Source organism: Paenibacillus pedocola (assembly GCF_031599675.1).
GTDB lineage: Bacteria > Bacillota > Bacilli > Paenibacillales > Paenibacillaceae > Paenibacillus_AQ > Paenibacillus_AQ pedocola.
In genome coordinates this window covers 3,901,800-3,916,364 of the sequence record NZ_CP134223.1, presented here as the reverse complement: position 1 = coordinate 3,916,364, position 14,565 = coordinate 3,901,800, and the positions used below count along the sequence as shown (strand labels likewise).

Sequence of the window (14,565 nt, the reverse complement as noted above, 5' to 3'; positions counted from 1 at the left end):
TTTGGGACAGCCCGCTTTATTGAATGTTCTTCTATTACCGGACGGTAATGGCGCCGATCTCTGTAGAGAGGGCGAGCAGCGGTCCGCCTCCATAATAGTCCTGTTTGCCTTTGGATACACCGCTAATCGCGCCAAGCTCACTGGAAGCCTTCACGGTGCATTTAAGACCTCTGGCGAGTGTTGTTTTTATAGCGCCTACGTCACTGCTGGCTGTAAGGCTGCTGCCGCTGGTCATACTGCCTAGTCCAAGGGAGATGCTCCCGGTATCCGTTTGAACAATGGACTTGCCGGTAATTCGAACATCTTGGAGAGAAATGCTTCCGACATCGCTGATAATCTTGAAGTTGCCCTGTAGGCCGCTCAGTTGAACCGAACCCACATTATTATTTATCTCATATCCGGTGATGCCCGCCGGAACTTCAATTACATAGTTGATGCTGAAATCGGAATGCTTGTATTTCTTTTGCGCCCAGGTCCACAGGTCTTTTTTGGGACTGTCCTTGGGATGAGCGGATACCATAAGCTTGCCGCTGCTGCTCTCGATTGAAACCTCGGCATTATCCAGGATCTTCTGGTCAACTGCTTTGGTAACCGGGTTATGTGCGATAACAGATGCTGATACATGAACGGTATCTCCTTCAACCGAGACGACTTCGATTTTGCCGACTGCATTGTCCAGAATAAGCTCTGTTGAATTCCCGCTTTTCAATGACACTGTAAGATCTTGTCTTAGTCCGTTCTCATTAATCTGGTCTGCTACCTCCGCTGCTGCTTCCTGGACGGCTTCCTTTACACTGCCAGCAGCTTCCTGTATATTACCGGCAGCTTCCTCGATGTCTTGGCTTACATCGTCTGCGGCCTCACTGAGGTCGAGATTAAGTGATTCCAGAAAGGGAGTACCGTTATTACCGGAGAAGCTCTCCTCAAGCTGGTTATCAGCAGCCTCCTTGCCGGGAAGTTCCCTGCAGCCGGCCAGCAGCACCATCGAGAAGACGGTGGCTGCCGCGATTATTGCTGTGCTATGTTTTTTTCTCAACATTATTACCTCCCACAAAAATTCTTGTCTGCTTATGTAGTATCAACAGTATATATTATGGTAAATAATTGAAGAACAGGCTGCGGTCGGGTTGCTGTGCTGGACTAAAGTCCAGGATGCCTGGTGTCACTGTAATTTGATCCGTATTTATGGTAAAATGGGCTAAAGATTAGCTGTCTTATGCAGCGGAGCTTGGCAGCGGGAACAGACCGTCACTCAGACATCATTTAAGGGCGGTCTATTTACTATTTTCACTGTGAAAGGTCAAGGGAGCGGATGAGCCAAATGGTATATGCAGCAGTTCTGATGGTAGTGTTAGTTATTATTGCTGTTTCTTTTGTATCCCGGAGCCGTAGCAGCAAGCCCAAAAGTCCGGGAGCGGGTACTGCCAGCAATGTAATATCAATGGACAGACATCGTAAAGCAAAGCATAGCACAGTCGAGCAGCCTTGCTCCTCCTGCAAGAAGAAGAACGGCAAGCTGATATTTTATGCCCAGGACAATGGAAGCGTTGTCGGACTATGCAAGGACTGTAAGGTGAAGGCGAAAAAACGGGATATGATGCCGCTATAATCAAAAATTATGTTGTAATAGCCTATCTTTTATGATAATATTATTTCTGTTGTGTGGAATACGGTGGTCCGCTGCGGATAATGAGGGAGAGCAAAGGTCTCTCCGGAAGAGGCAAGAACACCTGTACGGAAGGAGGAAGTCCTAAATGAATATCCTACAAGCAATTACGCAAGAGCAACTTCGTAAAGATATCCCTAGTTTTCGTCCAGGTGATACTTTGAAGGTGCACGTAAAAGTTATCGAAGGAACTCGTGAACGGATCCAGTTGTTCGAAGGCGTTGTAATCAAACGTCGCGGCGGTGGAATCAGTGAGACTTTTACAGTTCGTAAAATTTCTTACGGTGTTGGTGTGGAAAGAACTTTCCCAATCAACTCGCCTAAGCTCGAGAAAATCGAAGTGGCTCGTCGTGGTAAAGTTCGTCGTGCGAAGCTATACTATCTTCGTGAACTTCGCGGTAAAGCTGCAAGAATTAAAGAAATCCGTCGCTAGAATAGTGACAAAGAAGGGGCTTGAATTCAAGCCCTTTTCTTTTTTCTTGCAGGCAGAACCGTTTCTTTTTGTGATGCAAACATTGAACTTAAACATATATGCCTTAGGATCAGCTTCTCCGAAAAGGCCTCCTGAAGGAGTAATTCGTGGAGGAGTTTTTGGCAGGAGTTTTTTTGTTGTATAGTGGTTGTATAGTGAGAGTAACATAAAGAGAGGACGGTGAACTATGCAGCAGGATTTACAGCAGGGACAAGGCGAGACTGTTGAACCAGGCGGCCAGAACCCTCGAAAGCAGAAAAATGAAGTACTTGAATGGATAAAAGCGATAGCCATTGCATTGGTTCTGGTAATCTTGATACGCTGGCTTTTGTTTAAGCCGTTTATTGTCGATGGACCATCCATGCAGCCGAATTTCCACACCGGTGAACGGGTAATTGTGAATGAGATCCTGTATGACATCCGCTCTCCGCAGCGGGGTGAGGTAATTGTATTCCATGTGCCTTCGGAAGGCAGAGATTTTATTAAGCGGGTCATTGCGGTAGCTGGAGACACGGTGAAGGTGGAAGGGGATGTCGTAACTGTTAACGGCGAACCTGTAGACGAAACGTATATTCAGGATGCGATTGATGCAGCGCATAATAACAATGCTCTCTATAATAATAAGGATTTCCCGAATGAAGAATTGCCGGATGGTACTGTACCGGAAGGACATGTATTTGTAATGGGAGATAACCGCTCTGACAGTACAGACAGCCGGATGATCGGCTATGTGCCGCTGGGGGATATTGTCGGCCGTGCCGATCTGATCTTCTGGCCGGTCAAAGATATTACTGTAATTAATCATTAAAATAAGCTGACACAAAGTCAAAGGAGGTGACGGCAATGGCCATTCAATGGTTCCCCGGTCATATGACGAAGGCTAGACGGCAAATCGAGGACAAGCTGAAGCTGATTGATGTTGCAATAGAACTGCTCGATTCCCGTCTGCCGCTTTCCAGCCGCAATCCGATGATTGACGATATTTTGCGGGATAAGCCAAGGCTGATCATTCTCAATAAAAGCGATCTGGCTGATCCTGAGGCGACGCGCAAATGGCTGGCCTATTTTAGAGCTGAAGGCCATGTTGCTCATCCTGTAGATGCGTCTACCGGAACAGGTATTAAGGACATCCCTGAGCAGGTTAAGCTTTTGCTTAAAGAGAAAATCGACCGGCAAATTGCCAAGGGAATGAATCCGCGGGCGAGCCGGGCTCTGATCGTAGGCATTCCAAACGTAGGCAAATCCACGCTGATCAATAAGATGGCAGGCCGGAGTATTGCTTTAACCGGTGACCGTCCTGGTGTGACCAAGGGCCAGCAATGGATTAAGACGGGCGGAAATCTGGAACTGCTGGATACCCCCGGAATTTTGTGGCCGAAATTTGAAGATCAGGAAGTGGGCTACCGTCTGGCCATTACCGGAGCTATCAAAGAAGAGGTCCTTAACGTTGAGGATATCGCCTTCTATGCGGTTAAATATCTGATCAAGGATTACGGTTCCAGGTTCAAGGAGCGTTTCGGGATTGAGAAGCTGCCTGAGGATCTGGAGAATCCGGATGAAATTGTGGCGGTCATGGAAGCGGTGGGGCGCAAGCGCGGTTGTCTGATCAGCGGCGGACGGGTGGACCTGGAAAAAGCTTCCCGGACTCTGCTTCATGAGCTGCGTGCAGGCAAACTAGGGACGTTTACGCTGGAAATGCCTTAAGTACGGAGAGTATTCGTAAATGAGCCATCCAAAAGTTTGGGTGGCTTTTTTTGTGTTTTCATACCGGGTCCGCCGGTAGAAGGCTGGGTTTATACACAAAAAGAGGGATGCCTCCGGAAGTCTTCTTGTGATAAGCTGGCTAGTAGATGACCTGATAAATGGATATGGCGGTGGAGAAATGATGAGTACGATTGATATGCTGAAGTTTGAAAAAGCGGGATGGGAACAATCCTACCGCCGGATTGCCGGTGTTGATGAGGTGGGCAGAGGCTGCCTGTTCGGCGATGTGGTTGCAGCGGCGGTGATTTTGCCGGAAGGGCTGATTATTGACGGTGTGGACGATTCTAAGAAGCTAACCGCCAAGAAGCGGGATGCCTTGTATGAAATTATTATGGAGCAGGCGCTGGCAGTCTGCGTCGGCCATGTGGAGTCTACAGTTATTGATGAGATAAATATTAAGCAAGCCTCAAGGCTGGCGATGAAAAAAGCGGTTGAGGGACTTGCCCATACCCCGGATTATTTGCTGATTGATGCCGAGAAAATTGATGTGCCGCAGCCGCAGCAGGCGATTATCAAAGGGGATGCCAACAGCCAGTCTATTGCAGCGGCTTCCATTGTTGCAAAAGTAACCCGTGACCGGTTGTGTGAAGGCTTGTGGGAGGAATTATATCCTGGCTACGGGATTAAAATACATAAAGGCTATGCCACTAAGCTGCACCGGGAGCAGATTATGTCACTCGGGCCTACTCCATTGCACCGGCGCAGCTTTATTGGAAGAATCCTGGCGGAACAGCAGACTTTATTTTAGAACGGTTTCTCTTTCATGAAATGCTTGAAAATGTCGATATATATGAATAAGAGAACAAGCAGGAAGGGAGGGATAACGGCATGAATATCGGATCTTTAATTCGCGGGCTGCTCGGAGACAGTAAGCCGGGTGAAGCCAAAGCGCTGGAACTAAAGGAAGGACAGGTCGTCCGCGGTCTAGTCCTCAGCGTATCAGACACCGGCAAGGAAGCGGTAGTACAAATTCAAGGCACATCTGTCCGCGCTGAGCTGGAAACTCCGCTGCAGCCCGGACAGACGATGACGCTGCAGGTTGCACCTCCCGGCGAGGGAGGGCTGCCGGTCCTTAAGCCGGTCTCCCTTAGTGATGCTACACTGTCATCCCCGCAAATGATGGGTGAAGCCCTGGAGTCGCTCGGTCTTACGGACTCTAAGGCAGGGAAGGAAATCATTCGGGCGATACTGTCAGGAGGCCTGCCACTGACCAAAGAGACGGCTGCAAAGTTGGACGCTGTTATGAATGCTAAGCCACAGGGCGTTCCGACTTCAGAATGGCTGGAGTCTGCCGTCATCTCGGTGAAACGGGGTCTTCCGGTTACTACGGAGAGTGTGAAGGGAATTCAGCAGGCCGTTTTTGGACCGAAGCTGCATGAGCTGCTGGCCAAACTCGAAACAGAGCTTGGAGCATGGGTTCAGCAGGAGGAAGACAACAGCAGCGGCGGGAATGCAGTCACTCGTCCGGATAAGCAGGCCACTACTAGTGGTGCTGGCGTTGCTGCAGGTGCCGGAGCGGCTATCGATCATGCTTCCGGAAATGATCCTGAAGATGTCCGCTTGGCAGCCGGCAAAGGTTTTGGTGGGACTTCCGTGACAGATGATGCTGCGGTTGGCACGAAGTCAGCTTCACAGCACACAGATATGCAGCGGGCTTCCGCAGGGAAATCTGAGCAGGCTGGCGGAGCAGCAGTGATAAGAATAGGCGATCAGGAGCCGGAAGGTGCTGTGGCAAGCGGAGTGCCGGCTGAAGGGGAATCCGCCGGTAGCGCTATACTTTTCAAAACAGGCACTGGTAAAGAACAACCGTTATCCGGAACTGTTGCTGCAGGTGCTCAAGGGAATATCACGGGAAGTGCTGAAGCCGGGGGAGCAGGAACTGCCGCTAAGCCAGGAACTGCAGATACGGCAAGAACGGTCTCCGCTGCAGGGATCCAAGGAAATACGGCGGGGAGCACCGGATCAGAGGCAGCAGGAGCTACTGCCAAGCCGGGGGCTGCAGATGCTGCAAGGGCTGCGGGCAATACCGCGCTAGCGGAGGCTGATGGGAATGCAGTGAAGGGGGCAGCTCCCGAAGCATTGGGGAGTGCCGCGAGGCCGGTGGCTGCGGAGGCCACCGGGGGTGCCCTGCTCGCGAAGCTGCAGGGCGTCCTCTCTGAGCTGCGCGGCACGCTGCCGCAGCTCACAGAGCAGGCTGGCGCACCCGCCCAGCCTGCTGCCGGTAACGCCCAGCCTGCTGCCGGTAACGCCCCGCCTGCTGCGGCGGGGCAGGAGCTGGCCCCCGCGGCTGGCGCGCCGCGCGGGGATAGCCCGGCTGCGTCAGCGCAGCAGCCGGGAGGGGCACCCGCCCCTGCCCAAGACACGGAGTCTTGGGTGGGGCGGGTGCTGAAGCTGCTCGGTGCGGAGCACGAGCAGCAGGCGGTCCGCGGCGGCGCGCCGGCAGCCGCGGATGTGCGCACCGCGGCAGCGCCTGCGGCCGCGGGGGTGCGCGAAGCAGCGCTGCCGCAGGCGGCGCTGCAGCCAGCCATCGGCGAGGCGGATACTGCCGATACGCTGAAGGGCGTGCTGCTGCAGGTGATTGGCAGCAGCGAAGCCCCGCCCGCGGTCAAGGAAGCCGCGGGCCAGCTGATCCAGCAGCTAACGGGCCAGCAGCTGCTGCTGAATACGGACCGCACGGCGCCTTTCGCGCAGGTGACCCTGTTCCTGCCGCTGCGGGGTGCGGATGGGCAGGAGACGGCATCCGTTCATATTCAGTCGCGGCGGGGCCGCAAGGGGGAACTGGATGCGGCGAATTGCCGGCTCTGGTTTGATCTCGACATGAAGCAGTTGGGCCAGACAATGGTCGACGTTCAGGTTGTGGACCGGATCGTTAACCTGAAGCTGCATAACAATGATCCTTGGGTACTTGAGCTGCTGGAAGAACGGCGGGATGATGTAGCGGCGGCAGTGGAATCCATCGGTTACCAGCTGTCAAGCCTGCGCACAGAGCCGTTACCGGAAGCGAATTTGGCTTCCGCATCGGCACAAACTGCGGCGAAGCTGGCCGATTATGTTCCGGATTCCTATAAAGGAGTCGATTACCGCATATGAGTGAAGAGAGTAATGAAGAGCTTACCTACAGAATGAAAAAGGCTGTTGCCTTGAAATATACACCCGGGAAAACCGAAGCTCCGGTAGTTGTCGCTAAAGGCCAGGGTGTAGTCGCGGATCTGATTCTGCAGAAAGCCAAAGAGAATGGAGTAGCTGTACAGGAGGATGCTGCACTCGTGGAGGTGCTTTCCCAGCTGGATCTGAATCAGCAAATTCCACCGGAGCTCTATAATCTCGTGGCCGAAATACTCAGCTTTGTCTATCAAAGCGACCGTTCTGCCGGGGAACGGAGACCGAAGTGAGGGAATCCTACAATAGTCAGCATTTCAGCCGCAAGCTAAAAGGGGCGGCTGCGGAACAAGCGGCAGCCTTGTATTTGTCCTCGCAGGGTTACGTTATTCTGGAGGCTAACTGGCGCTGCCGCAGCGGTGAACTGGACCTGATTGCCGAGCACGGGGGAGACCTCGTATTTATTGAGGTGCGGAGCCGCAGCGGCAGTCCGCTGCAGGGAACACCGGAGGAGTCGGTGGATATCCGCAAAATCCGCCAGGTACGCAGTACGGCAGAGGTCTATTTGCATATGAAGGGGCAGGAGGACCGGAGAATATCCTTCGATGTGATCAGCATCCAGCTGAATGAGGATTTGAGCATTGCCGGACTCCGGCACATTCGTGAGGCCTTTTAAGAAGTATAGCGATAAGCCGTTTCCGGATGGGCAACGAATGCCTGGCCTTACACAGACTGCATGCATGGGTCATTTCTCCAAGGAAATGGGTAAACATTATTGTGTCTTTTTAATGCTACCAGAGGAGGCTGTCCCCGTGAGTAATCAACCGGTTAATATACAGGTAAGCTTTGCTTGCCAACATTGTGAGCAGAAGATCGATGTGGATTTGGGTGCGGAGCCCTTGGCGGTCATTTGCTGCAGCAATTGCAATAAGAGCTTTACGGTCATGAGGCCGGCTATAGCTGAAGAGATATTGATTGACTGGGAGAACGAGGCGCTGATCCAAAAAATCAGGGCGGAAAAAAGTCAAAGCAGCCATAGCAGCCTGATGTCGCTGGTTATCAGAGTAATCGAACTGCTGACCTGGCGTGATAAAGGAAATGGTCAAGTCGAAGCAATTAAGGAAATGCGCAAATGGCTCGTTGAGCATGAGGAAATACCGCCTTTGGCTGAACTGATTCATCTGGATGTTCATCAGCGGTCCAGCAAACGCGACTGGCAAAAATAATCGGCGGCCCTCCTTTTTTCATGTTGGGGGAGTTGTTTGAGGGATTTCGCATTGATGAAAAATGCGGCACAATAAAGCTTTATGTAAAGAAAGGTGTGCAGGAGATGTCTAATGTCTATTTTACTTCGGACCACCATTTCGGGCATGAACTGATTATTGATTTTGAGTCGCGCCCCTTCATTAATGCGCAGGAGATGGATAAGGTAATGATTGAGATCTGGAATTCCGTGGTGGAAGACGGGGATACCGTATTCCATCTTGGAGACTTCTCCTTTTTGGGCCTTGAAGCGACGCGGAGGATTGTCAGCAGCCTGAACGGCCGCAAAATACTTATCCTCGGCAATCACGACCGCGGACGGGGGCGGAACTGGTGGCTGGAGGCGGGTTTTGATGAGGTCAGTGAATACCCGCTGATCTATAAGGACTTTTTCATGCTCTCCCATGAACCTATGTACATGAACAAGCATATGCCTTACGTAAATGTGCACGGTCATATCCATGGACAGAAATACGAAGGCAAAAACCATTTCAACATTTGTGTGGAGCACTGGGGCTATAAACCGCTGTCGTTTGCGCAAATCCGGGATGCAGTTGCGGGCAGTGAAGAAGGATAGCTGCAAAAAAACAACATTTGCATAAATGTGCAATTATGTCCGGCTGACTTTTCCTTTGCCAATGCTTGATTATAATAGAGGATCATTTGTATACTGTTATTAATACTGCGGAAATTGAGGAAGCACCCTTTTTCTTGATGCTATAGCGCTTGAGCGTGAGCGTATTTCAGGAGAAGAGGTGTTTTTTGTTATGTACGGAAAAATGCACAGTGCCTGCCTGTACGGAATTGAAGGCGTTATGATTGGGGTCGAAATTGATCTGGCCAACGGGTTGCCACAGACGAACATCATTGGATTACCCGACTCGGCCATTCGCGAAGCTGTGGAAAGGGTGCGGGCTGCTGTCAAAAATTGCGGCTACCGCTATCCCCAGCAGCGGGTCACGATCAATCTCGCTCCGGCGGATCTGCGCAAGGAGGGATCAGCATTCGATCTGGCTATTGCACTTGGAATTCTGACGACCAGTGCCCAGCTGATAATGCCGGCAGCCGAAAAAATGCTGCTGATCGGTGAATTGGCACTGGACGGCAGTCTTAGACCCGTCACTGGTGTGCTGCCGATGGTTGAGGCTGCCCGACGCGCGGGTTTTCAGGCGGTGCTGGTGCCCCGCGGGAATGCGGCCGAGGCTGCGCTGATAAGTGGGATGAACGTGTATGCTGCGGATCATCTGCAGGAGCTGAAGCAGAAAGAACAGGGAACAGGGGGATGCGATGCTTCTGAGCCAGGGGAACATTTAGCATCACTATCAAATACTGCTCCCTTGCAGCATGTACTTCCGTTTCCGGTGATTGTCGGTACCGGCACTGCAGCGCAGGACAAGCCCCCGGTATTAGCGGAGGATCTGGAGCATTTGAAATATATACCGAGATATTCGGATGCTGCTGCTATTCCTGCTGCGGACGGTTTGATGAAAGAGGATTATAGTGATGTACTGGGTCAGAATCATGTGAAGCGGGCGCTGACAATTGCGGCAGCGGGTATGCATAACATCGTTCTGATGGGCCCTCCAGGGACGGGCAAGACGATGCTGATCAAGCGGCTGCCGGGAATTCTTCCAGGCTTAAGCGACAGTGAATCACTGGAGGTTACCAAAATATTCAGTGCAGCCGGTAAGCTAAAGGATGCCCATAGCGGTCTCTTGCGCAGCAGGCCGTTCCGTTCCCCGCATCACACAATTTCGGGAGCCGGTCTTATCGGAGGGGGAGGCCTTCCGAAGCCCGGGGAAGTGAGCTTAGCACACCGCGGCATTCTGTTTCTTGATGAATTGCCGGAATTCTCCCGCAATGTGCTGGAAGTACTGCGGCAGCCGTTGGAAGATGGCCTCGTGACAATCAGCCGTGCCCGTGCAGCATTTACATTCCCTGCGCGTTTCTTACTGGCGTGTTCGATGAATCCGTGCAGCTGCGGTTATTTAGGAAACGCGGGAACCCACCAGAGATGCACCTGCAGCCCGGCCAGGATTGCCCAGTACCGGGCAAAAATCTCTGGCCCGCTGCTGGATCGTATTGATATGCAGGTGGACGTACCCCGCCCTAAGGAATGGAATGAGCAGGGGCCTTCTATGTCATCGGCTGAGATGCGTGCTGAGGTGAACCGGGCCCAGCTCATTCAAGCTGAACGTTACAAAGACCTGCCGATCTCGTGGAACAGCGAGCTGTCCGGAGCAGCGCTTCGCCGCTATGCCTATATGAATAAAGAAAGCAGCCAGCTGCTGCACGGAATACTGGAAAGTCTCGGTCTAAGCATGCGCGCACATGACCGTATTATTAAGCTGGCCCGTACCATCGCTGATCTGGCTGGTGCTTCTGCAATAAGTTCTGCTCATCTGGCAGAAGCCGTGCAGTACCGGAATCTGGACCGGCAGGTATTCACGGAGGAATGAATGAAGGAAGGATAAATCTTTTTCTTCATTATATATATCTCCCATTATTTGCTGCATAAACGTGCATATGAAAAAAGCCGTCCGGAGCTGCTCCGGACGGCTTGTTCGTTCTCATACTGAGATTATTCTTAGTTGCCGATCTATTTTAATGAGTTACAGTACGTTCAGCTCTACTTCGATATTTCCGCGGGTAGCGCGGGAGTAAGGGCATGCTCCATGTGCAGCTTCAACAAGCTTAGCGGCTGTTTCACGGTCCACACCTTTGACTAGAATATCAAGCTTGACTGCGATGCCGAAGCCGCCATCTTCAACTTTGCCGAAGCTCACAGTAGCAGTTACTTCACTGCCTTCAATTTTCACTTTACCCATCCGGGCAACCATATTCAGGGCGCTGTCAAAGCAAGCGGAGTATCCGGCTGCAAAGAGCTGCTCAGGGTTGGTGCCTTCTCCGCCGGCTCCGCCCATTTCGCGGGGAGTGCTGATCGTCAGGTTGAGTTTAGGGCTTTCCGATTCGATGTATCCGTTTCTTCCGCCAACCGCTTTAACTGTAGTTTCATACATTTTTTGTTGAATTGTCATCATAATTAATCGCTCCCGTTCGTTTACGAAAATGTATTGTACACAATTTAATTTAACACAATATTAATAATAGTCAATATATTTTTTGCTATTAACATGATATTTCGGATGAATTGTGATAAAATAATGTCACAAAGGCAGGTGAAGAAGATATGCAAAAAACAACCACATCCCCTGAGCTGATGCTTGAAAATCAACTTTGTTTCACTATTTATGCCTGTTCGCGTGAATTTACGAAGCTGTATCAGCCTCACCTGGATAAGATTGGCCTCACCTATTCACAGTACCTGGTGATGATTGTGCTGTGGGAGAAACAGCAGTGTACAGTTAAAGAGCTTGGCGAAGCCCTCTTTTTGGATTCAGGGACGCTGACTCCGTTGTTGAAACGGCTGCAGGCTGCGGGCCTTATCCTCCGTGAACGCTCCTTGCAGGATGAACGGAAGGTGCTCATCTCGCTTACAGACAAGGGCTGGGCGCTGCAGAGTGAAGCAGTCTGCATTCCTGGAAAGATGGCGGAAGGGACGATGCTCTCAGCTGAGGAGTTTGTAAATCTGCTGGGCCAGTTCAAAAGCCTGCTTGCCCGTGTTCATGAAGCGAATACAGCTGCGACAAAATAGCTCTAGAAACATTATGTCAATGTAATCGTTCGCATTCCGGCATGAAATCAAGCGAAAATATATGTATAAATAGTGAAAGATTTTAAGGTAAGCCCTTTTGAATCATGTTACAATATTCTGGGTTTCCTTTTATGGCATATAGGTAGATAGAGATGCAAATCTGTATTTCGCCGTATGTCTCAGGCAGAGAACCCGCCGTTTTCTTTGGAATTCGGCTGGATTCTTGCTTGTACCGGAATATTTATAAATGTTTACCGGTCTGGACCCGGCTTTGGAGTATCAAAACGGAATGCGGTTTGGCTGCAGGCTGCCTGCACAGGCCACCGCAACACTTTAGGAGGCTTCCGGTATGAATATCCACGAGTATCAGGGAAAAGAAGTACTTAAGAAGTACGGCGTTGCCGTACCGAACGGAAAAGTAGCTTATACAGTGGAGGAAGCGGTAGAAGCTGCATCATCACTCGGCACACCGGTGGTGGTAGTTAAAGCGCAGATTCATGCAGGCGGACGCGGTAAAGCAGGAGGGGTTAAGGTTGCCAAATCGCTTGACGAGGTTCGCTCCTATGCCGGAGAGATTCTTGGCAAGACATTGGTTACCCATCAGACCGGACCTGAGGGCAAAGTGGTGAAACGGCTGCTCATTGAAGAGGGCTGTCAGATTGTGAAGGAATATTACATTGGAATCGTGGTAGACCGCAGTTCCGGCCGCGTAGTCATGATGGCCTCTGAAGAAGGCGGCACTGAAATTGAAGAGGTGGCTGCAAGTCATCCGGAGAAGATTTTTAAGGAAATTATCGATCCGGCAGTAGGACTGCAGACTTTCCAGGCACGCAAATTAGCGTACAGCATCGCTATTCCGACAGAATTGGTGAATAAAGCGGTCAAGTTCATGCAAGCGCTCTATTTGGCTTTTGTGGATAAAGATTGCTCTATCGCGGAGATTAACCCGCTGGTAGTTACAGCTGACGGCAATGTGATGGCGCTCGACGCCAAGCTCAACTTTGACTCCAATGCTTTGTTCCGCCATAAGGATATTCAAGAACTCCGCGACCTGGATGAAGAGGACGAGAAGGAAATTGAAGCTTCCAAATATGATCTCAGCTATATCGCCCTTGACGGTAATATCGGCTGTATGGTTAATGGTGCGGGACTAGCGATGGCTACTATGGATATTATCAAATATTACGGCGGCGAGCCGGCCAACTTCCTGGATGTAGGGGGCGGTGCGACGACCGAGAAGGTTACTGAGGCCTTTAAAATTATTTTGTCTGACGATAAAGTGAACGGTATTTTTGTTAATATTTTTGGCGGAATTATGCGCTGTGACGTGATTGCTACAGGTGTGGTAGAAGCAGCCCGGCAGCTTGGCCTGACCAAACCGCTCGTTGTGCGTCTTGAAGGAACCAATGTGGCGCTGGGGAAACAGATCCTCGCCGGTTCAGGACTAAACATCGTCGCTGCAGATTCCATGGCAGACGGTGCCCGTAAGATTGTATCTCTTGTGTAACGCAAGTATCTCGTATTCGACAAACTAAGTAGGGATGTGACCAAAACGATGAGCATTCTTGTAGATAAAAATACGAAAGTCATCACACAGGGGATTACAGGCTCAACGGGCCTGTTCCATACCAAAGGTGCGCTGGATTATGGCACACAGATGGTCGGCGGAGTGACACCCGGCAAAGGGGGAACCTCTGTTGCGATTACGCTGGAGAACGGTAAGGAGGTCAGCCTGCCAGTATTTGATACGGTAGTCGCCGCCAAAGCCGCAACCGGGGCAACTGCCAGCGTGATTTATGTACCGCCGGCTTTTGCCGCTGACTCTATCATGGAGGCTGTGGATGCGGAGATGGAGCTTGTCATCTGTATTACTGAAGGTATACCGGTGCTGGATATGGTTAAAGTATCAAGGTACATGGAAGGCCGTTCTACGGTCCTGATCGGGCCTAACTGTCCGGGTGTCATCACACCGGGAGAGTGTAAGATTGGCATTATGCCGGGCTATATTCATACCCCCGGATATGTAGGCGTGGTTTCCCGCAGCGGAACGCTTACCTACGAAGCGGTGCATCAGCTGACAGAACGCGGAATCGGGCAGTCCTCGGCAGTCGGAATCGGCGGTGATCCGGTCAAAGGTTCGGAGTTCATCGACATTCTGAAGCTGTTTAATGATGACCCGGGTACAAAGGCTGTCATTATGATCGGTGAAATCGGCGGAACCGCTGAAGAAGAGGCTGCTCTCTGGATTAAAGAGAATATGACAAAGCCTGTTGTCGGATTCATCGGCGGCGTTACTGCACCTCCAGGCAAACGCATGGGTCATGCCGGGGCTATTATCTCCGGAGGGAAAGGGACTGCCAGCGAAAAAATTGCCGTTCTGGAATCCTGTGGAATTAAAGTTGCACCGACACCGGCTGAAATGGGCTCAACGCTTGTGAGTGTACTTGAGGAACGCGGCATTCTGGGAGCTTTTACAACACATTAATCATGAAATAATTCTTCTATTAAAAGTCACTGTGCTGGGATCAGCCATAGTGTATGATTTGTTATAGGTAAGCAACCTTTTATTCCTGTGCAACAGGGGAAAAGGTTGCTTTTTTGCGTATAGTTCTGGTGCCAGGGAACCAGCTTCGCAGCAGTAACTTG

16 protein-coding genes are annotated in these 14,565 nt (G+C 51.1%); 14 read left to right on the top strand and 2 right to left on the bottom strand.

Features of this window, described 5'->3' with window-relative positions:
* Positions 1–34: 34 nt before the first annotated feature.
* The gene (locus QU597_RS17245; protein ID WP_310829106.1) at positions 35–1,039 is read right to left on the bottom strand and encodes a hypothetical protein; all 1,005 of its coding nucleotides are present in this window, start codon (positions 1,037–1,039) and stop codon (positions 35–37) included.
* A gap of 273 nt (positions 1,040–1,312) precedes the next feature.
* Here QU597_RS17245 and QU597_RS17240 point away from each other — a divergent pair, with 273 nt between their 5' ends.
* The 11 genes from QU597_RS17240 to QU597_RS17190 all read left to right on the top strand — a co-directional run bounded on the left by QU597_RS17240 (position 1,313) and on the right by QU597_RS17190 (position 10,723).
* Positions 1,313–1,609, top strand: coding sequence for a hypothetical protein (locus tag QU597_RS17240; RefSeq protein ID WP_310829105.1), 297 nt, complete (start codon positions 1,313–1,315; stop codon positions 1,607–1,609).
* Positions 1,610–1,754: 145 nt separating this feature from the next.
* Positions 1,755–2,099 carry a 50S ribosomal protein L19 gene (rplS, locus tag QU597_RS17235; RefSeq protein WP_036688590.1) on the top strand — a complete coding sequence of 115 codons (345 nt, stop codon included), beginning with the start codon at positions 1,755–1,757 and terminating at the stop codon, positions 2,097–2,099.
* Positions 2,100–2,325: 226 nt separating this feature from the next.
* Positions 2,326–2,946 (top strand): signal peptidase I, encoded by a 621-nt coding sequence (lepB, locus tag QU597_RS17230; RefSeq protein WP_310829104.1) that lies wholly within the window; start codon positions 2,326–2,328, stop codon positions 2,944–2,946.
* A gap of 35 nt (positions 2,947–2,981) precedes the next feature.
* Positions 2,982–3,842, top strand: a complete 861-nt coding sequence (gene ylqF / locus QU597_RS17225) for a ribosome biogenesis GTPase YlqF (protein WP_310829103.1) — start codon at positions 2,982–2,984, stop codon at positions 3,840–3,842.
* 181 nt (positions 3,843–4,023) lie between these two features.
* The gene (gene rnhB, locus QU597_RS17220; protein WP_310833345.1) at positions 4,024–4,650 is read left to right on the top strand and encodes a ribonuclease HII; all 627 of its coding nucleotides are present in this window, start codon (positions 4,024–4,026) and stop codon (positions 4,648–4,650) included.
* Between the two features lie 80 nt (positions 4,651–4,730).
* The gene (locus QU597_RS17215; protein WP_310829102.1) at positions 4,731–6,992 is read left to right on the top strand and encodes a TP0910 N-terminal domain-containing protein; all 2,262 of its coding nucleotides are present in this window, start codon (positions 4,731–4,733) and stop codon (positions 6,990–6,992) included.
* A complete protein-coding gene (locus tag QU597_RS17210) occupies positions 6,989–7,294 on the top strand; it encodes an EscU/YscU/HrcU family type III secretion system export apparatus switch protein (RefSeq protein WP_310829101.1) in 306 nt (101 codons plus the stop codon). The genes QU597_RS17215 and QU597_RS17210 overlap by 4 nt, the downstream gene beginning before the upstream one ends.
* Complete coding sequence (locus tag QU597_RS17205; protein ID WP_310829100.1) at positions 7,291–7,677, top strand: YraN family protein; 387 nt, start codon at positions 7,291–7,293, stop codon at positions 7,675–7,677. The genes QU597_RS17210 and QU597_RS17205 overlap by 4 nt, the downstream gene beginning before the upstream one ends.
* Before the next feature lie 136 nt (positions 7,678–7,813).
* Positions 7,814–8,227 (top strand): hypothetical protein, encoded by a 414-nt coding sequence (locus tag QU597_RS17200; RefSeq protein WP_054941097.1) that lies wholly within the window; start codon positions 7,814–7,816, stop codon positions 8,225–8,227.
* Positions 8,228–8,331: 104 nt separating this feature from the next.
* Positions 8,332–8,841, top strand: a complete 510-nt coding sequence (locus tag QU597_RS17195) for a phosphoesterase (RefSeq protein ID WP_310829099.1) — start codon at positions 8,332–8,334, stop codon at positions 8,839–8,841.
* A 190-nt stretch (positions 8,842–9,031) separates the two neighbouring features.
* Positions 9,032–10,723 (top strand): YifB family Mg chelatase-like AAA ATPase, encoded by a 1,692-nt coding sequence (locus QU597_RS17190; protein WP_310829098.1) that lies wholly within the window; start codon positions 9,032–9,034, stop codon positions 10,721–10,723.
* Between the two features lie 153 nt (positions 10,724–10,876).
* On the opposite strand, the gene QU597_RS17185 is transcribed toward QU597_RS17190, so the two are convergent.
* Complete coding sequence (locus tag QU597_RS17185; RefSeq protein WP_054941094.1) at positions 10,877–11,305, bottom strand: organic hydroperoxide resistance protein; 429 nt, start codon at positions 11,303–11,305, stop codon at positions 10,877–10,879.
* 149 nt (positions 11,306–11,454) lie between these two features.
* Between QU597_RS17185 and QU597_RS17180 the strand changes: the two genes are divergently transcribed.
* From QU597_RS17180 to sucD, 3 genes are all read left to right on the top strand, one after another.
* Complete coding sequence (locus QU597_RS17180; protein WP_310829097.1) at positions 11,455–11,919, top strand: MarR family winged helix-turn-helix transcriptional regulator; 465 nt, start codon at positions 11,455–11,457, stop codon at positions 11,917–11,919.
* Positions 11,920–12,268: 349 nt separating this feature from the next.
* Positions 12,269–13,426: an ADP-forming succinate--CoA ligase subunit beta gene (sucC, locus tag QU597_RS17175; RefSeq protein WP_054941092.1), complete on the top strand. Its 1,158-nt coding sequence runs from the start codon at positions 12,269–12,271 to the stop codon at positions 13,424–13,426.
* Between the two features lie 48 nt (positions 13,427–13,474).
* On the top strand, positions 13,475–14,404 hold the full coding sequence (gene sucD / locus QU597_RS17170) for a succinate--CoA ligase subunit alpha (protein WP_310829096.1): 930 nt from the start codon (positions 13,475–13,477) through the stop codon (positions 14,402–14,404).
* Positions 14,405–14,565 lie beyond the last annotated feature (161 nt).